Source organism: Sphingobacterium sp. NPDC055431, from assembly GCF_053644255.1.
The window spans coordinates 1-20,259 of sequence record NZ_JBSHLH010000003.1 but is presented as its reverse complement, the minus strand read 5'-3'; the positions used below and the strand labels follow the sequence as shown (position 1 = coordinate 20,259).

The 20,259-nt window shown below is 41.7% G+C and carries 19 protein-coding genes; 14 read left to right on the top strand and 5 right to left on the bottom strand.

Annotation, left to right across the window (positions count from 1 at the left end; translation table 11 throughout):
• Window positions 1–5: 5 nt before the first annotated feature.
• On the bottom strand, window positions 6–710 hold the full coding sequence (locus ACWIB3_RS04650) for a hypothetical protein (RefSeq protein WP_454291028.1): 705 nt from the start codon (window positions 708–710) through the stop codon (window positions 6–8).
• A gap of 484 nt (window positions 711–1,194) precedes the next feature.
• Between ACWIB3_RS04650 and ACWIB3_RS04645 the strand changes: the two genes are divergently transcribed.
• Genes ACWIB3_RS04645 through ACWIB3_RS04625 form a run of 5 tightly spaced genes read left to right on the top strand, consistent with a single transcriptional unit; the run spans window position 1,195 to window position 7,404 of the window.
• Complete coding sequence (locus tag ACWIB3_RS04645; protein ID WP_454291027.1) at window positions 1,195–2,505, top strand: TolC family protein; 1,311 nt, start codon at window positions 1,195–1,197, stop codon at window positions 2,503–2,505.
• Window positions 2,506–2,513: 8 nt separating this feature from the next.
• Window positions 2,514–3,599 carry an efflux RND transporter periplasmic adaptor subunit gene (locus ACWIB3_RS04640; protein WP_454291026.1) on the top strand — a complete coding sequence of 362 codons (1,086 nt, stop codon included), beginning with the start codon at window positions 2,514–2,516 and terminating at the stop codon, window positions 3,597–3,599.
• A 44-nt stretch (window positions 3,600–3,643) separates the two neighbouring features.
• A complete protein-coding gene (locus ACWIB3_RS04635) occupies window positions 3,644–6,844 on the top strand; it encodes an efflux RND transporter permease subunit (RefSeq protein ID WP_454291025.1) in 3,201 nt (1,066 codons plus the stop codon).
• An 18-nt stretch (window positions 6,845–6,862) separates the two neighbouring features.
• Window positions 6,863–7,168, top strand: coding sequence for a hypothetical protein (locus ACWIB3_RS04630; RefSeq protein WP_185213566.1), 306 nt, complete (start codon window positions 6,863–6,865; stop codon window positions 7,166–7,168).
• 17 nt (window positions 7,169–7,185) lie between these two features.
• Window positions 7,186–7,404 (top strand): YgaP family membrane protein, encoded by a 219-nt coding sequence (locus ACWIB3_RS04625; protein WP_185213565.1) that lies wholly within the window; start codon window positions 7,186–7,188, stop codon window positions 7,402–7,404.
• Window positions 7,405–7,504: 100 nt separating this feature from the next.
• On the opposite strand, the gene ACWIB3_RS04620 is transcribed toward ACWIB3_RS04625, so the two are convergent.
• The 3 genes from ACWIB3_RS04620 to ACWIB3_RS04610 all read right to left on the bottom strand — a co-directional run bounded on the left by ACWIB3_RS04620 (window position 7,505) and on the right by ACWIB3_RS04610 (window position 11,059).
• The gene (locus ACWIB3_RS04620) at window positions 7,505–7,756 is read right to left on the bottom strand and encodes a hypothetical protein (RefSeq protein WP_185217275.1); all 252 of its coding nucleotides are present in this window, start codon (window positions 7,754–7,756) and stop codon (window positions 7,505–7,507) included.
• Window positions 7,757–7,868: 112 nt separating this feature from the next.
• Window positions 7,869–8,228, bottom strand: coding sequence for a hypothetical protein (locus ACWIB3_RS04615; protein WP_454291024.1), 360 nt, complete (start codon window positions 8,226–8,228; stop codon window positions 7,869–7,871).
• A 1,820-nt stretch (window positions 8,229–10,048) separates the two neighbouring features.
• Entirely contained in the window at window positions 10,049–11,059 is a 1,011-nt protein-coding gene (locus ACWIB3_RS04610) for a helix-turn-helix transcriptional regulator (RefSeq protein WP_454291023.1), read from the bottom strand.
• A gap of 225 nt (window positions 11,060–11,284) precedes the next feature.
• Here ACWIB3_RS04610 and ACWIB3_RS04605 point away from each other — a divergent pair, with 225 nt between their 5' ends.
• The 9 genes from ACWIB3_RS04605 to ACWIB3_RS04565 all read left to right on the top strand — a co-directional run bounded on the left by ACWIB3_RS04605 (window position 11,285) and on the right by ACWIB3_RS04565 (window position 19,536).
• On the top strand, window positions 11,285–13,714 hold the full coding sequence (locus ACWIB3_RS04605; protein WP_454291022.1) for a TonB-dependent receptor domain-containing protein: 2,430 nt from the start codon (window positions 11,285–11,287) through the stop codon (window positions 13,712–13,714).
• A 63-nt stretch (window positions 13,715–13,777) separates the two neighbouring features.
• Window positions 13,778–14,560, top strand: a complete 783-nt coding sequence (locus ACWIB3_RS04600) for a class I SAM-dependent methyltransferase (protein ID WP_185218695.1) — start codon at window positions 13,778–13,780, stop codon at window positions 14,558–14,560.
• Window positions 14,561–14,562: 2 nt separating this feature from the next.
• Window positions 14,563–15,153 (top strand): hypothetical protein, encoded by a 591-nt coding sequence (locus ACWIB3_RS04595; RefSeq protein ID WP_454291021.1) that lies wholly within the window; start codon window positions 14,563–14,565, stop codon window positions 15,151–15,153.
• A gap of 10 nt (window positions 15,154–15,163) precedes the next feature.
• Complete coding sequence (locus ACWIB3_RS04590) at window positions 15,164–15,754, top strand: hypothetical protein (protein ID WP_454291020.1); 591 nt, start codon at window positions 15,164–15,166, stop codon at window positions 15,752–15,754.
• Window positions 15,755–15,828: 74 nt separating this feature from the next.
• Window positions 15,829–16,371, top strand: coding sequence for a hypothetical protein (locus ACWIB3_RS04585; RefSeq protein WP_454291019.1), 543 nt, complete (start codon window positions 15,829–15,831; stop codon window positions 16,369–16,371).
• 29 nt (window positions 16,372–16,400) lie between these two features.
• The gene (locus ACWIB3_RS04580; RefSeq protein WP_454291018.1) at window positions 16,401–17,681 is read left to right on the top strand and encodes a leucine-rich repeat domain-containing protein; all 1,281 of its coding nucleotides are present in this window, start codon (window positions 16,401–16,403) and stop codon (window positions 17,679–17,681) included.
• A gap of 2 nt (window positions 17,682–17,683) precedes the next feature.
• Window positions 17,684–18,367 (top strand): OmpW/AlkL family protein, encoded by a 684-nt coding sequence (locus tag ACWIB3_RS04575; protein ID WP_454291017.1) that lies wholly within the window; start codon window positions 17,684–17,686, stop codon window positions 18,365–18,367.
• Window positions 18,368–18,395: 28 nt separating this feature from the next.
• Window positions 18,396–19,049: a hypothetical protein gene (locus tag ACWIB3_RS04570; protein WP_454291016.1), complete on the top strand. Its 654-nt coding sequence runs from the start codon at window positions 18,396–18,398 to the stop codon at window positions 19,047–19,049.
• Between the two features lie 163 nt (window positions 19,050–19,212).
• Complete coding sequence (locus ACWIB3_RS04565; protein ID WP_093094949.1) at window positions 19,213–19,536, top strand: cupin domain-containing protein; 324 nt, start codon at window positions 19,213–19,215, stop codon at window positions 19,534–19,536.
• Window positions 19,537–19,695: 159 nt separating this feature from the next.
• Here the strand turns inward: ACWIB3_RS04565 and ACWIB3_RS04560 are convergent, their stop codons facing one another.
• Window positions 19,696–20,169, bottom strand: coding sequence for a hypothetical protein (locus tag ACWIB3_RS04560; protein WP_454291015.1), 474 nt, complete (start codon window positions 20,167–20,169; stop codon window positions 19,696–19,698).
• Window positions 20,170–20,259 lie beyond the last annotated feature (90 nt).

The following is a 20,259-nucleotide window of genomic DNA, read 5'->3' as shown; positions in this document are numbered from 1 at the left end:
TGGCTCTAAATATCTAATTCCAGGAATCGTTCTTTGGAACTGTACCTAGGAATGTTTTTAATCTTGTTTTTATACTTCGTTTTCTCGTCAAGAAAGCGATTACCTCGATAGCCTTTACCGGAAGTCAAGCGATCGATCCTAGGCCATAGAAAATTCCTGTTGATATGATTATTGACTAATGCCAACTCTTGCTCTACTTCAACATCGAGCTTTCTTGCATGCGTCACAAAATGTGGAGAAACTTTCAACTTATAGCGCCATGGTTCGGTAAACACATAGCTGATACTCGTCCGTTTTGCATATACATTGTAGGTTTCCACTTCCATGAAATAGGCTTTCTCTTCTTCAGTCAACTTCATTTTATTTTCAAGCCATTCATATGAAGCGAACTCACGAAGGTATTGTCTTCTATATTCATAACCTGACCGCTTTCTTTTTCGTTTCTTATACTTAAAATCCTTATCATGATGGTATTCCACCGTGTTGATCTTTTCCAATAAAGCTTCGTAGAAATCCTTTTTCGGATTATACCTTAAATCATCCTGCAACACAAAATATCGCTTCCAACCACGTTGATAAGGCTGTTCAAGTTCGACGAAAGGCAAGCTCCATTTGTATTTACTGAGTTTGCTATAATGCCGCCACAATGCAATCAACCTTCTGTCTCGGTCTTTCCTGACAAGTTGCTTTTTGCGTCGTGCAGATTTCATACCGCACGACCAATCCAAATTGCTCATCGCAATGAATTACATGTTTTTGAATTTGATTTTCTGATTCTGTTCGTCCCTGATCAGGATATACCCTTTTGAAAGTGCTCAGAAAACCCAAGGATATTAAGGCAGCAGCATTGTTGATAAACAATACTCACTATATATTAAAATATAAGGGATTTGACTGCCTTTTTAGGCAATGAGCGAAAGGGATGATATGTTGTTGTGCTCTGTCATGATTTCTTTAGATTAATGGATGATTAAATCAAAGAATTATGGGCAAAAGTATGTAATTGTTTAAAAGTCTGCAAATTAAACTTTCAAAAAGACGCTCTATTAATCAAAAATGCCCATTTTCTTTAAACTCAGCTACATTTTATCCCTTTAAAAAATAATCATTATTTTTTTTCCTTGTGTAACTACTGTAACCTAGAATCACTTCGCCATATCTGAATTTTGCATTATTAATTAAATACGATCAGGTATGTATAAAAGATTTATAGTACTAATTATTATCCTTTCTTCATGGAGCTCATATTTATTGGCACAGCAGCCACTAAGCTTAGAAGAAGCGATCAGCCAAATGAAGCAGAATAATTCGCAGCTTCGGGTACAACAAAAAGATATTGATTTCTCAAATGCAGAACTGGAAGGAACGAAATCTGGATTTCTCCCGAAGGTTTCTGTGAGCCACACGGCGTTTTTTACCAATGACCCCTTGAATTCTTTCGGGTTTAAGCTTCAACAAAAAACGGTGACCGCAGCAGACTTCAATCCAGACCTGTTGAATAACCCTGATGATATGGCTCATTTCAATACCAAACTAGCCGTTCAACAACCCCTTTTGAATTTCGATGTCTATTCGGCAAGAAAAGCATTGAAAGAAAAAATTGCAGCCAATCAATACCAAAAGAAATTTGCGGAGGAGATGCTGATTGTGGAAATCGAAAAAGCATATAGCAACCTTCAGTTCTTATATGAAGCTAAGAAGGCTGTAGAAAAGGGACAGATTGCTTACGAAGAGGTATTGCGAAATACCAAAAACATGGAGCAACAAGGATATGCCAAGACTTCAGATGTCTATTTGGTGCAGGTAGGATTATCCGAGGTTCAGAACAAAGGTATTGAAGTCGATAACCATATCTCTAACCTTTCCGATTACCTCAACTGGTTAATGGGCAAGCCGGCCAATGAAATCTACATACCTGACACGCCTCTAGCTAGCATGAGCTTAGCTACTGATCAATTGACATTCTCACAGGAAAGAGCAGATATCAGGGCCATGGTTTCTGGTCTAGCGGCTCAGGGACAGATGATTGATATGAACAGGAAAAAACTTCTGCCTAGGATCAATGCCTTTGGAGAATATAATTTCAACGACAAGAAGATTGTTGGCTTCGGTGCAAATGGCTACCTAGCTGGAATCTCGCTCTCTTGGGATGTATTCAATGGAAATGAAACCCAGAATAAAATCAAACAAAGTCAGATCTCCTATGCCAAAGCTGAATCTGAAATGCTGGTCTATGTTGAAAAACATGAATTGGAATTGCAGAAAGCTAAACGTGATCTAGTAGCCAACCAAGCCAAGATCCGATTGACGGAGACTGCACAAAAGCAGGCTTCCGAATCCTTAAGGATTTTGGAAAACCGCTACAGCCAAGGTCTGGAAAAAACCTCTGACCTATTGGTTGCCCAAGCAAAGGATTTCGAGAAACAGGTGGAATTGCTGGAAGCGATCAAAGAATACAACCTTTCCATCATACAAATCAAGTTTTTAACTCAACCATCAAATTAACTCATAAAATGAAGACAATATTAACATCTATAAGCTTTTTAGCCCTTTTGGGTTCCCTTTCTTCCTGCTCTAATCAAACAGAGCCAAAGAAGGTAGAACTTCCTGCCATTGCTGCAACTATAGGACAGACTGCAGGAACAAACCAAGGAAAATATGTAACCGCCAGCGGTAAAATTGAAGCAGAGAACAGCGCCATGATAAGCACCCGTTTAATGGGATTCGTAACTGATATCACCGTTAAAACCGGACAAAAGGTTTCTCAAGGGCAACTATTGGCTCGAATCAGCAGCAATGACCTGAGCGCTAAAAAAGCACAGGCAGAGGCAGGAATTGCGCAAGCGAATGCCGGCTACAACAATGCCAGAAAAGATTACGAACGATTTCAGGCCTTATTTGCACAAAAAAGCGCTAGCCAAAAGGAACTGGATGATATGAGCACCCGCATGGAAATGGCCAAGGCTGGACTGGAAGCTGCCAAACAGATGCGTAATGAAGTAATGGCTCAATTCTCCTATTCCAATATCACGGCACCCTTCAGTGGTGTCATTACCGGGACATTCATGAAGAAAGGTGATATGGCGAATCCCGGCATGCCGATAATCAGTATGGAAGGTGCATCCAAACTCCAAGCCGTAGTCATGGTCTCGGAGAGTGAGATCTTGAATATTAAAAATGGCATGCAGGCCGATGTAACCATAAAATCCACTCAAAAAACCATTAAAGGTAGAGTAGCCGAAATGAGTAGTTCTGCTCAGAATACGGGTGGCCAATACATCGTTAAGATCAACTTGGATGAACCGGCTGAGATCCTTTCGGGCATGTTTGTCCAAGCGGTATTCCCAATAGAACGCAGTGCTTCGGCTGATGCTGCAACTACCATGACCCTTATCCCGAAGGAAGCAATCATTGAAGAAGGGCAACTGAAAGGAATCTATGTCCTAAATGACCAGAACATTGCTCTATTGAGATGGGTAAGGTTGGGTAAGACCTTTGGAAATGATGTTGAGGTCCTTTCCGGATTATCCGAGAATGAAAAGTATGTGCTAAAAGCAGATGGTCGCCTATTCAACGGCGTTCAAATCAAGGCTAAATAGACCATCAGAACAGACAGAATTCTTTAAAATTTAAATTCAGAGCAATGCAAAGTGGTATATCAGGTAAAATAGCCTCGATGTTCTTGAACTCCAAACTATCCATCCTGTTGATGGTCGGTTTGATGATCATCGGTGTATATAGTTCTTCCTTGATCCCTAGAGAGGAAGAACCTCAAATCAACGTCCCGATGGCCGACATTATGGTCGGTTATCCTGGAGCTAGTCCAGAGGAGGTTGAAAGAAGGGTATTGGAACCCTTGGAGAAAATCATTTCCAATATCAAAGGTGTAGAGCACCTACATAGTACTGCCATGAATGGCCAAGCGATGATCATCGTCCAATTTTATGTTGGCGAAGATATTGAACGTTCCTATGTAAAACTCTATGATGAGCTGATAAAAAACCAGCATATATTCCCTCAGGGCGTATATCCTCCTATAGTAAAAACAAGGTCGATAAACGATGTGCCTATGTTGGCACTGACCCTATGGAGCGATCGATATGACGACTTCCAGATCCGTCAGATGGCCGAAGAGGTATCCTCAGAAATCAAAAAGATCAAGGACGTCTCTACCATTAAGGAGATTGGTGGCCGTAGTCGTGAGCTAAAGGTAATCCTGGACAAGGATAAGATGGCTGAAAATGGTGTTGATGCCTTGAATATCATGCAGATGATCCAGGCCAATAATGGCAGCATGCAATCTGGTAGCTTTGTTCAGCACGATCAGGAGTTTTTATTGACTACTGGACAATTCTTGGCAACAAAAGAAGATATGGAAAACTTGGTGGTTGGTGTGCACCAACAGATGCCAGTTTACTTAAAACAGGTTGCACAGATCAATGATGCTGCTGGAACAGCCAAAAGCTATGTGTCCTTTGGATACAGCAAGAACAATGAGAACTTCGAGAGCAATCCATCGGAATACCCTGCTGTCACCCTTTCTATTGCAAAGGTGCAGGGTGCCGATGCGATGCAGATCTCAGAACAGATCCTGCAGCGTGTTGAGAAATTACAGGATAACTTGATCCCTAAGGATGTTAAAGTAGAAGTAACCAGAAACTATGGCGAAACAGCTTCACATAAAGTAAATGAATTGCTGTTCCACCTTGGAGTAGCTATTGTCGCAGTTACAGCATTGGTGATGTTGGCTATGGGCTGGCGAGGTGGATTGGTTGTGTTCCTTTCTGTACCGTTGACCTTTGCTCTGACACTCTTTAGCTATTATATGCTGGGCTACACCTTGAACCGGATTACCCTTTTTGCGCTGGTCTTTGTCGTCGGTATCGTAGTGGATGATAGTATTATCATTGCAGAAAATATGCACAGGCATTTCAAGATGCGGAAACTGCCATTCAAGGATGCCGCTATCTATGCGATCAATGAAGTAGGTAACCCGACCATCTTGGCAACCTTTACCGTGATTGCGGCTATTCTACCGATGGCCTTCGTTTCAGGCATGATGGGCCCTTATATGAGTCCTATGCCAATTGGTGCATCCATTGCCATGTTGCTTTCTCTATTTGTTGCTTTGACCATTACGCCTTACCTAGGCTACCATTTATTGAATGAAAAAGAGAAACAACATGAAAAAGAGGAACAGGGGCATCAGACCAGTTGGATCTATAAGATCTATAACAAGTTTGAAAAACCCTTACTCGACAACTCCAAGAAACGTTGGTTAGTACTAGGGCTTACTGTAGTACTTCTGTTTGGATCGGTGGGGATGTTCTTCACTAAATCTGTCGCAGTAAAGATGCTTCCGTTTGACAACAAGAATGAATTCCAGGTAGTGATCGATATGCCAGAAGGTACGACATTAGAAAGGACATCGGCTGTTGCCAAGGAGATTTCGCAATATTTAACTACTGTACCTGAGGTTGTAAACTATCAGAATTACATTGGAACTTCGGCTCCTATTACCTTCAATGGCTTGGTTCGCCATTATGACCTGCGCGGTGGAAGTAACATGGCGGATATCCAGGTTAATTTGTTGAACAAAACAGATCGTGATGAGCAGAGCCATGCTATTGCCAAGCGCATTAGACCAGCTATACAGGCCATTGCACAAAAGCACCATGCCAATGTGAAGATTGTCGAGGTTCCTCCAGGTCCTCCGGTACTCTCCACCATTGTTGCAGAAGTCTATGGCCCTGACTATCAGGAGCAGATCAAAGTGGCCTATCAGGTCAAGGAAATCCTAAAAAAGACCAACGATGTAGTCGATGTGGACTGGGGAGTTGAAGATGTGCAGACCGAATATAAATTAGAGGTAGACAAGGAGAAAGCCATGTTGAATGGTATTGCACCACAACAAGTGGTCGGCAACCTGACTTACCTATTGCGTGAATACCCTATTTCTAATCTATACGATGAAAAGTCGGTTAATCCGGTGGGCATCGTGATGGCCTTAGATGATAAGGACAAAACGAACATTGAGGATATACAGAACCTGAAGATCAAAGGTCAGCAAGGCAATATGGTCCCTGTCCGTGATATCGTCCAAGTAAAACAGGATACATTGAGAAAATCCATCAGCAGGAAGGACCAGCAGCGCGTGGTCTATGTCCTGGCAGATATGGCCGGTGATCTGGAAAGCCCTGCCTATGCCATCTTGGGTATGGAGAAAACCTTGAAGGAAATGAAATTGCCTACAGGATATGAAATCTCCGATCTGTACATGGGGCAACCTGAGGAGACCAGCAATTTTACGGTGAAATGGGACGGTGAATGGCAAATTACCCTAGAGGTGTTCCGCGACTTAGGAATTGCCTTCATGGTCGTGATCATCATTATCTACATGCTGATCGTAGGCTGGTTCCAAGATTTCAAAACACCGATCGTCATGATGGTGGCCATCCCATTATCCCTGATCGGAATTGTACTCGGCCACTGGTTACTGGGGGCCTTCTTCACCGCTACTTCATTTATTGGGATGATAGCTTTAGCTGGGGTCATGGTGAGGAACTCCGTACTTCTGATCGACTTTATCGAGATCAGGCTGAAGGATGGAATTCCACTGAAACAGGCCATCATTGATGCTGGTGCTGTTCGGACCACGCCTATCCTTTTGACGACTGGAGCGGTTGTTATCGGAGCATCGGTTATTCTTTTCGACCCTATTTTCCAAGGTCTGGCCATCTCCCTGGTGGGTGGAGCCATCGTATCCACGATCCTGACCTTGTTCGTCGTGCCATTGGTATACTATATCGTCGAACGCAAGAAGTGGGCTAACAATAAGGATTAATTTTTAAGATCTATTATTATGAAACTATTAATCATTACAGCAGCAAATAGCTATCAATACAGCGTCAAAAATTTGCTGGCAGAAAATAAGGTGATCACCTATTCCTATAGCGCCGTAACAGGTTATAGGGATAGTACAAAGGATGCTGTGAAGGATAATTGGTTCGCTTCAGAAATGAACAAGACCGAATCCTTGTTATTCTTTGCCTTTGTGCAGGATGAGCAATCTGATCAGATTTTCTCCGCCGTGGAAGAGTTAAACCGGACGATGGACCTGCACTCGAAAGTGCATATCGCCATCAGTTCTATTGAAAAATCAAATTAACCAGTTAAACATCAAATATGACTAGAGAACGCTACATTAAAATGATCGCTGGGGCGATGGTTTTAATATCCAGCTTAGGAGCCTATTTTATCAATATCAATTGGATATGGCTCGCCGTATTTGTAGGTGCAAACCTATTGCAATTTTCCATTACCCAATGGTGCCTACTGAACAACATCTTGAAGGCTTTGGGGATAAAATCGGAAATAGAGTGCTGCGGAACGGAAAAATGTTGATTACCTATGAGTTTAATAAGGAAGGGCTGCCTGTAATGGGCAGCTCTTTTCTTTTTATGCCTTTCATTTCCTAAGCACTTACAGACAGCAGACTGTTGAATTACTTTTGCTCTCGGGTTTTAATCTCAGTTTCGAGTTGACTTAAATAGGTGAAACTTGGCAATAGAGTAATGAAACTACCGCAGGCAACTGCAATGAGTGCGTAATTTCCACTTTTGATAGCAAGAACCACAAGTGCGAAACATACGATTAGCATGGTAATTCCAAGCACCGTTAGCATCCCCTTGCGTTTCTTTTTCTCTAAATAAAGTTCTTCTAAGCTTAGTTCGGGTAGTTTTTTATTTTTTGTCATTAGGTAGATATATTTGATTAATATTTGTACTTGAATTATTCGATACTTGTGCCAGCTTGTTGATGTAAAGGAAAAAATTATACCAATACTCAACAATCTGCATCAGATTCCATTATAAGGCACTAGCTTTCTGTAGTACTTTTGAGGAATGATTATAGATCCTAACCTTTATTGCAGCGTCCTGATTTGAAGAATTTATTAATAATACAATTCCATTATCCTCTACTTTAAACGAGTATTTGTTGTTTTTTGTCATAGTGGAATCCATTGCAGCTATTGACACAGTAATTGGATCATTCGAGATGTTTTGCCCATCTATAGAAAATGATTTTTTATCTTCAGTTGAAATCTCCAAAGAGCTCTTAGCTGGAATGGTAGTATTTATGTATAAAGATTTTGGTTCTTTCTTTCCAACATAATTAGTTTGGCAAGAAATGAAAATAAATAGAATAGCTAGCAACAATGGTTTCATAATTTAAATATAGAGAAAAATCCCTTTCCTGTTTCATCCAAAGGAAGGAAGGGTCTCGGAACTATACAAATAATGATTGTATTGGCGTACAGTTCCTGCACCTTCGGTGCAGCATGAAATAGTCTGTGGTTGGGGATCCGTACAGAGTCTTCTTAATCGTTCAGAATTGAAATGAATTCAGTAGGGATTTTCAGAAAAATATTTCACCCACGCTGTGTGTTGTCCGTTAAGCGATTCAATTTCTATAAAGATTCCACCCCCGCTGGGACTTACTCAAAACAAACATTTCACCTTCCGCAGGAAGTCCTTTAGCCTCCGGCTCATTTCCTTGGCGGAAAAATGGATAGAATGCCGTCGACTTGTGCGATGGAATTGCTAAAATAATTGAACCCCTCTAGGGTTCTTTTCTAGCTAGGATTCTGCATTTTCCGTAAATCAAGGAACATTCATTCTTCCGGAGGAAGCCCTTTAGCCTCCGGCTCATTTCCTTGGCGGAAAGATGGAAAGAATGCCGATGCCCAGTGCGATGGGATTGCTAAAATAATTGAACCCCTCTAGGGTTCTTTTCTTGCTAAGATTCTGCATTGTTAGTAAATCAAGGAACATTCATTCTTCCGGAGGAAGCACTTTAGCCTCCGGCTCATTTCCTTGGTGGAAAGATGGAAAGAATGCCGATGCCTCGTGCGATGGGATTGCTAAAATAATTGAACCCCTCTAGGGTTCTTTTCTTGCTAAGATTCTGCATTGTTAGTAAATCAAGGAACATTCATTCTTCCGGAGGAAGCACTTTAGCCTCCGGCTCATTTCCAGTGGCGGAAAGATGGAAAGAATGCCGTCGACTTGTACGATGGGATTGCTAAAATAATTGAACCCCTCTAGGGTTCTTTTCTTGCTAAGATTCTGCATTGTAAGTTAGTTAAGTAACATTTCACCTTCCGGAGGAAGCACTTTAGCCTCCGGCTCATTTCCTTGGCGGAAAGATGGAAAGAATGCCGATGCCTTGCGCGATGGGATTGCTAAAATAATTGAACCCCTCTAGGGTTCTTTTCTTGCTAAGATTCTGCATTGAAAGTTAGTTAAGTAACATTTCACCTTCCGGAGGAAGCCCTTTAGCCCCCAGTCCATTTCCTTGGCGGAAAAATGGATAGAATGCCGTCGACTTGTGCGATGGGATTGCTAAAATAATTGAACCCCTCTAGGGTTCTTTTCTTGCTAAGATTCTGCATTGTTAGTAAATCAAGGAACATTCATTCTTCCGGAGGAAGCACTTTAGCCTCCGGCTCATTTCCTTGGCGGAAAGATGGAAAGAATGCCGATGCCTCGTGCGATGGGATTGGCCTTGGAATGCTTTCAAAAAATTCTCCATCTAAGGGGAGAATTTTGAAGGAAGATATTCCCGACAACAAGGCATTCTATCCATGTGCGAAGGACAGTGCGAAAAGCCACCTTAAATGGGCCGAAGCGTTTTGGTTACTTTTGCGCTTCAAAAGTAACAATGAGATCGATAATCCTTAAATGAACCAAAGGATTTACGGATTCGAGTTGTATTTGGTATCCCTGAGCTCCTTCGTCGGTTTGGTACTTTTGGGCTCCAAAAGTAACGAAGATTAAACTTCCACATTCAACAGCAATAAATGCGAAATTTCGACAATTTCAAAGAACAACCGACAAACAGGGCCGTTTACAAGGACCTAGTTCTAAATAATGATTTGAGCACCTAGATTTCTTTCATACCCCTTATTTGAGTTGCAATTTAAAATTTCAATTCAAAAGAAAAGCAATACTCAATATTATGTTTTCTATAAGAAAACAGATGATCATTAATATTCCCTTCTTTTCCTATTTCGAGCAACATCACCCGGATGTATTCCAAAAAACTCCTTATAAGCACTGGTAAAATTGGAAGGCTTTTGATAGCCAACTTGCATGGCAATTTCTTTCAACAATAAATTCTTTTGGGTAAGAAGTTCATGCGCCTTTTGCATCCTTATCCGTTGTGTATAGGCATGGATGGTACTGTTAAAGGCCTTCTTAAAATTAGTTTTGAGCTTTGTCTCGTTCAGACCAACCATCCCTGCTAAGTCCTTTATGGTTGGCGGTTGGATATATTGATCCTCCAAAATGTTTTTCGCTTCTTCTATTTTTTCAAAATCCGCATCATGCATGGCCGGTCTTGCCAATTGTTCTGAATGCAAACTAGCTTGCTGTTCCAATTGCAGCATCAGCAATTCGGCAATCTTTATTTCAAGGCAAAGACGATGGAAAGAACCCTTCCGACTACAATTACGAACCTTCTCGATTATCTGTTTCATATCAAGGCTCAATGGCGCAAAATCTAAAGCTAAACTAATTCTCTCCCCCTCCATAACGGCCTTTATCAGATCATCCTGATTGCTGTAGTTATGAGGGATAATGCGATGGCTGAACTCCGGAGAAAGAACGACGATAAAGGAATTAAGCATTAAAGCAGGCTCATAGATTATCTTTAAATTATTGGTATTAAAAATCTCGAATTTATGTTCCCCTCTTTGTAACTTTAGACCAGAGTCATGACTGCTCACCATGTCCATGATCCTTACATCGCCCTCAAGATGAAAAACAATGAGCAACACATTATCCTTGAAAGACAAGTTTGCAGTAGCCCGCTGAGAAAGATGAGAATGGACATCTATAAGAATCAGTCCATCCGTATGGAACAGCCTAAATAGGCCGTCTGAAAGCTCCTCATTGCCCAATAGCAGTTCTTTCAGCTCAGACCCTAGGTCGTAAACATCATTAACAACGATGCTGGCTTTTTCAGCCTCTTTCCGATTGGTCCATATCAATTCCATCAGCAATAGCGGTTACTAAAAACTTCTATTTTGGGCACTTTTACTTCCATTTTGGGCACTCAAAAAATCTCACTTTAGATATCTTTGTAAAGATAATTTATATTTAGTATAAATCTAAATAACATCATGCGTTCGGTTGCTTATTACAATTGAATGAAGATTATCAGGATACGAGTCGGAATAATTTATATGCTAGGAATTTTTAGGTGCTGCTTTCTATTGGTAATGATGAATACAATATGTCAAATAGTTTTTGGAAACATATCCATCTCTCAAAAGCAATTCTTGATCGAAGGAAAAGTACTGACCAATGACAAAGAACCCATTCCTAATGTAAGTATCATTTTAAAAACCGACCATAAGATCTCGACCAAAACGGACGCCCAAGGGTCCTTCAAACTCAGCCTGCCCGAAGGAAGCCATACCCTCGTTTTTAGCCACCAATCCTACCAATCTTTTGAAGGAATCTTTAGGATAGCTGGAAATGAAAACAACAAGCATTCTTACGACATCTATCTGAAAGAAAAACGGATAGAGATCCAAGAAGTAGACATTAAGGGACAAAAGATATTATCCGCTGCCCCATCACTCAAAACCATCAAACTGGAACATAAGCAGATTGCAGGGGGAACTTCAGTGGCTGTGATGACTCCTGAGGTGCAGCGTCTGGAAACCATTAAGGATGCCTTGAAATATGAGCCAGGAGTGGTCATACAAGAGTTTTTTGGAGCCAATGACCAACCTCGCTTGAGCATACGTGGTTCAGGCATCCAAAGCAATCCCCAACGCCGGGGTGTATATCTATTGCAAGATGCCATCCCCATTAATTTTGCTGATGGTTCCTTTATCATCGGTGTAATGGATCCAGCTATTACCGAATCGATTGAAACTTTCAAAGGCGCCAATGCCCTCCGCTATGGAGCAGCAACGCTTGGAGGTGCCGTTAATTTCAATTCCCATACCGGTCGATTTGCTCCGGGCTTGCAGGCAAAAGTCGAAGGCGGATCTTTCGGCTATACGCAGGGCAATTTGATGGCAGGAAACTATTGGGGAAAGTCAGACGCCTTCCTTTCAGTCTCTGGGAGCCATCAAGATGGTTTTCGTCAGCACAATAATAATAGAAAGATGAATGTAGCCGGCAATTTCGGCCATCGTTTTTCCAACAATATTGACAGTCGTATTTTACTCAATTATTCATATATCAATTTCGATGTACCGGGTCCTCTTACCATTCAAATGCTTTTGGAGGACCCTTCACAAATCACCAAAGGAATTGCCTTGCCCTATTTTATGGGGCCCAATATCGAACGCGACAAGCCGGGACGTGACGCTGAAGTATTACGGATTGCCAAACGTACTGCATTCCGCATATCAGCGAATACCGATATTACTGTTTCGGCTTATTACCAGCTCATCAAAGATCGTTTTGTATTTCCCATTGTATTGTCGACCCAAAGATCAACGGGAACTGATGGAGGAATCAGCATTCAAGCCGAACATAGGATGGATAAAGGCCGACTCATGGTCGGTTTCCTAGAAAGCCATGGCAATATCGACCGCAGAGGGCATATCAATGTCAATGGATTGGATTCCTACATGTTCAGCAAGGACAAGCTGAATGCAGTAAACCTCACGTTTTACACGGAATATCAACATCGTTTTAATGAACGCTTCCAGCTGATTGCTAATATTCAAGCGGTCAATAACGAACGGAACAGCGAAGATGTATTCCCAGATCCCGAATTACGTCCTTGGTACAGCCATTCATCGCACAAGTACCGCTATTTCCACTCCTACAGCCAATCGCTAGACCAGCAGTTCAGATCTGTCAATCCAAGGATTGGCGCAATTTACAATGCCGGTCGGAACAAGGATATCCAGTTTTTTGGCAATGTCAGCACAAGCTATGAGCCTCCAACCTTCGATGAACTGGTCGGCACAAAAGTAACAGCCAACATCAATACCAGCCCGAAAGAGTTCTTTGCTATCAAATTGGACAAACAATCTTCTACCACTGTAGAAATTGGCACAAGGCATGAGAACACTCGATACAGCTGGAATATCTCCCTGTACCGTTCTTGGGTAAAGAATGAATTGCTGGAAGTGAAGGATTTTGTGCTTGGGGTGAAGCAAACCAAGAACTATCCCCAGACGATACATCAAGGGATTGAGTTTGCAGCTATGGGCATTCCTTTCCAAGGAATCCTCTATCCAAAAGATCAAATTTCGGCGAAAGGGATGTACACCTACAGTGACTTTTTCTTTTCTGCGGGAGATTACGAAGGCAAAAAACTGGCTGGCGTTCCACCCCATTACCTGACCGCCGCCATTGAATATAAAAATCCGGGCAAGATCTTTGTTTCGCTCAATGCCGAAAGCCAACCCCTAAAAAGTCCGATAGACCATACGAATTCAGTCTTTCAGAAGCCGTTTACCATCCTTGGCATGCGTGCGGGGGTTGATGGCTGGAAAAACTTTTCATTCTACGTAGAAGGTAAGAACATCCTGAACAGATATTATGCTTCGAGCTACATCATCAGCGACCAGATCTTGCTCCCTCCTATTCCGTTCCCCGAATTTACGGTGAACAATGTGGCGTTTTTCATGCCGGGGCAGACTAGGGCTTTTTATGCAGGACTCACTTATAAATTTTAAGATAGAAGTAAAACAAAGAGGGCAGGATTCATAATCCTAAGCTCTCAAAACTCAATACAAAAAATGTCAATAGAAGAAAAATTAAATGAAAAACAAGGACACTGGATACTTGCCAAGGTAGGTAAGAAGGTGTTGCGTCCCGGTGGTCGTGAACTTACGAAAAAACTGATGGACAATATGGACATCAACTCCGCAGACGATGTCGTGGAGTTTGCTCCAGGTCTCGGCTTTACAGCTTCGATTGCCTGTGCAAAAAAACCAAACAGCTATACCGGGGTGGACAACAATCAACAAGCTGCAGAATTAGCCCGTAAGAACGTAAAATACGATAAGGTTAAGTTCATTGTCGCAGATGCTTCCGATACGACGATCCCTTCGGGCTATGCATCAAAAGTCTACGGTGAGGCGATGTTGACCATGCAACCGCTGGAACATAAAAAAGCGATCATAAAAGAAGCTTCACGCCTTTTGAAACCCGGTGGCTACTACGGTATCCATGAACTGGGCCTTCAACCAGAAAATATCAGTGAAGAAATAAAACAGAGCGTGTACAAAGACCTCAGCTCCAATATCCGTGTGCATGCGCGCCCATTGACCATCTCTGAATGGAGCCAATTGCTGGTCGATGAAGGCTTTGAAATTGTCAAAGTAGACAGCAATGCCATGGCGCTCTTGGAGCCAAAGCGGGTACTAGCCGATGAAGGCCTATTCCGGACCATGAAAATCATCTTCAATGTATTGACCCATGGCGACCTAAGAAAACGAATCCTTCAGATGCGCCAAACATTCAAGAAGCATAAGAATGACATCAATGCCGTTGCCATTGTTGCTCGAAAAAAGATCTAGAAATGAAGGCATTTGGTTTCATAGGGTTGATGTTGGTACTGCTCTGCGGGTGTTCAGGCGACGATTATTTATCGCCTGACCTGAACGACCCTAGCTTATTGCCCGATAGATCTGATTATCTAAGCAAAGACTATGGGACGCAGGCCCTGGCAAAGGAAATCTTCGAAGCATATACAGGCTATAAAAACGACAGTGTCCTGATTAAAATGATCATGTACGACGATGCAACCCGCAAGCAGCCATTGCTGACTTTTACAGAACAAAAATGGCCCATTAATATGCGTTGGCTAGCCAACGGAGCTTTAGAATTTGGTTATAGGAATTTCCAGACCGAAATGATGCCGCTTAAAATGACGGCCAACATCAATGTCCTATTGGAATTAAACAGCACCAAAGACACGATCTGGCTCAGGGGTACCGATGGAAAGATCCGAACGGCAGAAGCTTCAGGCCAAGCTATCGGAACGCCTTTGCCCCAAAGTGATGACGCCGAACTACAGGGTTATTACGTCCAAAGCAGCAAGAAACTAAGCGTCTTGCTTGACCTCATGCTGCCAATTCCCATAAAAGCCCATATAACGGGCTCTAAATAAATAGAAATCCATGTTTACAACTAGCATAATTAGAAAACTAACTTACTTCTTGTTCTTCTTGCTCAGCGGGTTGATGCTCTTCTCTTGTAGCAAGGAGGATGAAGATACCGGTGGCACTACCCTGATCAAACAATATGGTCTGACAGGTCAATACCGATTTCAAGTTATTCCAACTATGATGGGGACCATTCCCATTGCAACCGGCACCGTCGATGGCATAGTTTCCGATGTAGGCAATGGAGTATTGAGACTCCGTTTCAATGGTTTCCGCGCTAATCCCATGCCCTTTGAGATGAGTGTAGATGCCAGTTTTACCATTTCAGAAACTGCAAAAGGACTGTTGGTACAAAATGTAGAGGGCAAAAGCTTCTTTGATGCAGACCCTCCTGCTGGCGGGGCTGATCCCGATGTAGATCCTGGATTTGAAATCCCTGAGGAAGCCCTAAAGAAAGGCTTGCACAGCAATGGCAAGTCCAAGCTGACCGGTACAATCGATAAGAACCCAAACGGATCAGGTGCGATGCAATATGACCTTAAATTGGATCCCGCGGTGTCACTACCAGTAGTGGTGATCATCAAATCTGTCCAAAAACTGAATTAAACCCATATAACAAGCTCACATAATAGCTGATACGACATCAAAAATATTTATTTATCATTCAAAAATCCATCATTATGAGCGCAAACCAATCTACAGGAGCAACCTCCCTAACAGGCATATTCCAAGTAAAAGTATTCTTTGACCCCATGGGTGATTTATTCACCAACCTAGCAAAAGGGCTATTAAACCCTGATGGGTATCATTATATTAAATTATCCGCCAAAACATCCGAAATAACAAAAGTTGAGTTCTGCGATGCCAACGGTAATATCAGTGGTCTGAACCCCGGAAATCCACCTTCATCTTATGGCGATTTCGACTATGCCTCCACCAAGCATTATTGGAAAAATCAAATGCCCATGGCCTTAGCCTTGCAAGATGTTAGCTTTACGTTCAACCCAACAACAGGAAATATAAGCCAGGGAAATCCCCTAAAAGCATTGGCAAGAAGAAACGGAAACCCCGGCAGCAGTATTCCTCCTTTTATCAACCCGAGTCAGGATTCTGATGGTTCAGCGGCTATAATTACCACCACTGGCAACTCTGCCCAGGCCTTTTCCATTCGGATAAAATTAGGTTTCCAAATCCCTTTTCAAATCGTATTGACAAAAATCTAATTCCATAGTAATTCCAATTCCTAATGGCTATGCGCAGAATACTAAGCTTTTTGTTGACCACAATGCTTTTATTGGCTTCCTGTAACAAGGAAGAATTCCCAATAAACCCTTCCTTTTTCACTATCGCAGAAAATGACAGCAAAACCCTTGTTTACGAGGGTAAAAAGGCTGGCGATTTCGAGCATGCAGCTGACCAAATGGACTGGTCCGGTATCAAGAAACTTATCCTCAAAGGACATATCAACAACAAAGATATAGGCATTATAAAGCGCTACATAGCCGAGACATTTGATGGCGAGCTAAGGGAATTGGATTTTCGAGACGCCGAAGTCTTTGAAGGCCAATTCATCAACTCCCCTTTCCACAAGCTGAAAAACCTGGAACATTTCGTTTATCCAAAAAAGATCAAAAGCACTGGCGATAATGTCATGTCTGAATCCTTCTGGGTTCGGGAGATCATTATTCCGCAGGATGTAGAAATCATTGGTGACAGGACCTTCGAAGCCGTTAGTTTCAGGATAGATTTTCAAGGCACTGGACAGGTGTTTCCTATAGATATTCCGCACATGGCAAAGGAAAGGTATCAATTACCCAAAACGGTAAAAGAAATCGGGGAATTTGCCTACAGATACTATCCTTATCAGGAACTTTCACTACCCGAATCTGTTGAAACAATAGAGCGAGGCTGTTTTGCGAACAGCAATCTGACCAGCTTTACTTTCCCAGCAAAAGTAACGGCAGTGCCCGATGAATGCTTTTTCCTAAGCAATGATCTGGAAAGCATAAACCTGCCTGAAGGCTTGATATCCATTGGATCCGCAGCGTTTGAAGGTACGAAAATACAGGAATTGCTGATGCCTGATGGAGTAAATCAAGTTGGAGAGGGTTTCCTTTCCGGAATCAAACTAAAGAAAATCAAATGGTCCCAAAGCCTGACCGAATTAAGTGTGCGAGCCATGCGTGGAAGTCAATTGGAAGAACTCCATATTCCCGACCAGATCACAAAAATCGGAGAAAGCTGCTTTTACCAAAGTACCATCAAGCGAATATGGTTCCATCAAAACATTTCCAGTCTGGGTCTAGGCTTTATCAATGGAATGAGCAATCTTGAAGAAGTGCATGTTACATGGGCCATACCGCCAGCAGCAAGCAGCTTATTCAACGATATCCTCATCAGTCCATTGGGAAAACCTGAATACAACAAAAGCCCTGATTTTGAAAAGGTGAAACTTTTCGTCCCCAAAGGGACTTCCATCGTCTATAAAAATGCAGCGGGCTGGAAAAATTTCAAACAGATCATAGAGGAATAGGTATGCTCAGAAATAATCGAAATATGACCCTTCCCCTACTTGTTATAGTAGTGCATCTGTTTACCAGCAACGCTCTTTATGCACAGGATGAGGGTTTTAAAAGGTTTACCGTAAAGCTCTTTGGCGGATATGCCAGGACCAATGAAAGCAGTCATCTGCAAAAAGTCGGCGGAATCTATGAGTTGAATAATTCTCCCACCGCTGGCTTTGGCATTGCCTGGTTCCTTAGCCCCTCTTGGTCTACCGAAGTCAGTACCTCTGCTGGCCACTATCGAATGTCCATGAAAAACGGCGACTACTCCAGTATGAAGGTATTGCGAGATGAGATTCCCTTAGGTAGGGTTTGGTTGGCACCGATAAGCCTTTCCATTCGCTACCATTTCAATCGATGGAGTAAAATAAAACCATACCTCGCCGCAGGACGAAGCTTTTTATTATTTGACCAAGAAGATCCAGGATGGGCAGCCGATGCTGTGGAATACCATAGCCGTTCAGCCTTGCACTTCGGTCTGGGTCTCGACTATCACCTCCATGAAAGTTGGTTTCTGCAACTGGATCTCAAACATTTCTTGGCAAACCGAGCAAAGGTCAACCCTGATTTCACAAAATCGGTAGGCTGGAAACTCAACGGTCAGCTAAAACCTGACCCAACACAAATGACAATCGGAATTGGATACCGCTTTTAAAAATATTATTAACAAAAATTAAATGATCATGAACAGAAGACAATTTAGCAGCCGTTTATTTATAGGAGCCTTTGCCCTGATGACCTTGGGCATCGCTTCATGCAACGAAAATAAAGATGAAGTTACAGTAACTCCGGTGGTACCAAAAACCGATGCAGAAATCCTAGCAGAGCTCAAAGAAGAACTGCGGACCAGCATGAAATATAATAGTAGCTATAAAGAGCTACAATATAGTTCCAATTTAAACCCTGATTTTAAAGCAGCAAAAGACTTTAGTGAATCCCTTAAATCAATTCAATGGGACAACAATGAGAATAAATACATGGCTTCAAACCTTGTAATCGATAAAAAAGCCAAGCTCTACTTTTCTGTAGGTGGAAGCTACTACTTCTTCGAAAACTTCGGCCTGAAGAAAGAAAACGATCTCTATACCATAACAGCCAAATTAGAGGATATGTTCCAGATTACACAGGAAGGCACCACAACAAAGCCAACAGGCATGGGTTTTTCAATGTCTGCAACCTATAACGTCAAAACTGGTAAAACCATCCAAATATTAGAAGCCATGGCCAATGAAACTGTCGTAATGGTCATTGCTTCCGTATGGGTACAGGATAAAAGTATAACCAAACCCACCAAGTCTCCTGTAGGTAAAGACCCTAATGATTTTATTGATTTTTAATGATAAGATCATTAAATTATATCGGACAAATCAATAAGTGCTCCTTATGCAACAGACAACAAGGATGCTAAGTGTATAGGCATCATACAATCTATCAGCCTTTCCAACAAGAAGAATCCTTTTGTTGGAAAGGTTATTATAAAAAAGAAAAACATAAAATAATATGGCAACAATAGAAACAGGTTTTGTTTTTTCACTAAAAGAAAGAATAGAATATTCAAAAAACAGTGTGGTAAGCCAACAGGTTATCAAAAGTAAGGCTGGCAATATTACCCTTTTCGCATTTGACAAAGACGAACAACTCAGCGAACATTCCGCTCCCTTTGATGCTGCACTACAGGTATTGGATGGCGAAGCCCTGATCCATATCGCCCGTGAACCCCATGTGGTCAAGGAAGGCGAAATGATCATCCTACCAGCAAATATCCCCCACGAAGTATATGCCACGACAGCATTCAAAATGATGCTGACCATGATCAAGGGCTAAGGGAAAGAAGAAGGGTATATTGAGTGGAAATCTAAAGCTTTCTAAAACTCCTTGGGAATTGAACTAAGGAGTTTTTTTGTTAATGGCAGGGAAACCATGAAGAGGACGACTAAGTTTAATGATAAAGGTATTTATAAGGACAGCTCTATTTCCAGCCTTTTAGTGATAGATGATAAAAAGATAATCATCGTCCTGCGCTTTCTGAAAACCAAAGAATGATTCAATTTGATGGTCCTTTACCAGGACATAGATCGGCGGATAATCCGCAAAGGACAATTTATAGATATCTGGATAACGTTTCGGATTAAATCTCAAAAACTTTGCCTTATCTTCTTCCTTGAACTCTTCATATCCAATCAACTTAATACTATCGTTGAGTATGTTTTCCTTAAATGCAGCAACATAGGATTCATGAGTCCCTTTCTGGAAATATTTGACTGAATTGATTGCATCATCATAGTTGGAATCTACATAAACTACATACTTATCGACGATCTCTTCTAGAGATTTTTGCCTTTCAAATATTTGTTTATAGAAAGTTTTGATCAGTTGTTTGTTCGGATCGGTTTCTTGGGAAAAGGAAGGTGAATGGAGGATGAAAACCAAGGTTAGTGCTGTGATAAGTGTTTTCATAAAATTTATATTAGAGTATGTAAATTTTATATAAAATCATTTTTATAGAATATGAAGGTTCTATAAACTGTTTGCTCTGCAGAATTTTCT

Excerpts from the sequence above, each read along its gene's own strand:
- ACWIB3_RS04650 (WP_454291028.1), bottom strand. The coding sequence starts at position 710 with ATGAAATCTGCACGACGCAAAAAGCAACTTGTCAGGAAAGACCGAGAC.
- ACWIB3_RS04645 (WP_454291027.1), top strand. The coding sequence starts at position 1,195 with ATGTATAAAAGATTTATAGTACTAATTATTATCCTTTCTTCATGGAGC.
- ACWIB3_RS04640 (WP_454291026.1), top strand. The coding sequence starts at position 2,514 with ATGAAGACAATATTAACATCTATAAGCTTTTTAGCCCTTTTGGGTTCC.
- ACWIB3_RS04635 (WP_454291025.1), top strand. The coding sequence starts at position 3,644 with ATGCAAAGTGGTATATCAGGTAAAATAGCCTCGATGTTCTTGAACTCC.
- ACWIB3_RS04630 (WP_185213566.1), top strand. The coding sequence starts at position 6,863 with ATGAAACTATTAATCATTACAGCAGCAAATAGCTATCAATACAGCGTC.
- ACWIB3_RS04625 (WP_185213565.1), top strand. The coding sequence starts at position 7,186 with ATGACTAGAGAACGCTACATTAAAATGATCGCTGGGGCGATGGTTTTA.
- ACWIB3_RS04620 (WP_185217275.1), bottom strand. The coding sequence starts at position 7,756 with ATGACAAAAAATAAAAAACTACCCGAACTAAGCTTAGAAGAACTTTAT.
- ACWIB3_RS04615 (WP_454291024.1), bottom strand. The coding sequence starts at position 8,228 with ATGAAACCATTGTTGCTAGCTATTCTATTTATTTTCATTTCTTGCCAA.
- ACWIB3_RS04610 (WP_454291023.1), bottom strand. The coding sequence starts at position 11,059 with ATGGAATTGATATGGACCAATCGGAAAGAGGCTGAAAAAGCCAGCATC.
- ACWIB3_RS04605 (WP_454291022.1), top strand. The coding sequence starts at position 11,285 with ATGATGAATACAATATGTCAAATAGTTTTTGGAAACATATCCATCTCT.
- ACWIB3_RS04600 (WP_185218695.1), top strand. The coding sequence starts at position 13,778 with ATGTCAATAGAAGAAAAATTAAATGAAAAACAAGGACACTGGATACTT.
- ACWIB3_RS04595 (WP_454291021.1), top strand. The coding sequence starts at position 14,563 with ATGAAGGCATTTGGTTTCATAGGGTTGATGTTGGTACTGCTCTGCGGG.
- ACWIB3_RS04590 (WP_454291020.1), top strand. The coding sequence starts at position 15,164 with ATGTTTACAACTAGCATAATTAGAAAACTAACTTACTTCTTGTTCTTC.
- ACWIB3_RS04585 (WP_454291019.1), top strand. The coding sequence starts at position 15,829 with ATGAGCGCAAACCAATCTACAGGAGCAACCTCCCTAACAGGCATATTC.
- ACWIB3_RS04580 (WP_454291018.1), top strand. The coding sequence starts at position 16,401 with ATGCGCAGAATACTAAGCTTTTTGTTGACCACAATGCTTTTATTGGCT.
- ACWIB3_RS04575 (WP_454291017.1), top strand. The coding sequence starts at position 17,684 with ATGCTCAGAAATAATCGAAATATGACCCTTCCCCTACTTGTTATAGTA.
- ACWIB3_RS04570 (WP_454291016.1), top strand. The coding sequence starts at position 18,396 with ATGAACAGAAGACAATTTAGCAGCCGTTTATTTATAGGAGCCTTTGCC.
- ACWIB3_RS04565 (WP_093094949.1), top strand. The coding sequence starts at position 19,213 with ATGGCAACAATAGAAACAGGTTTTGTTTTTTCACTAAAAGAAAGAATA.
- ACWIB3_RS04560 (WP_454291015.1), bottom strand. The coding sequence starts at position 20,169 with ATGAAAACACTTATCACAGCACTAACCTTGGTTTTCATCCTCCATTCA.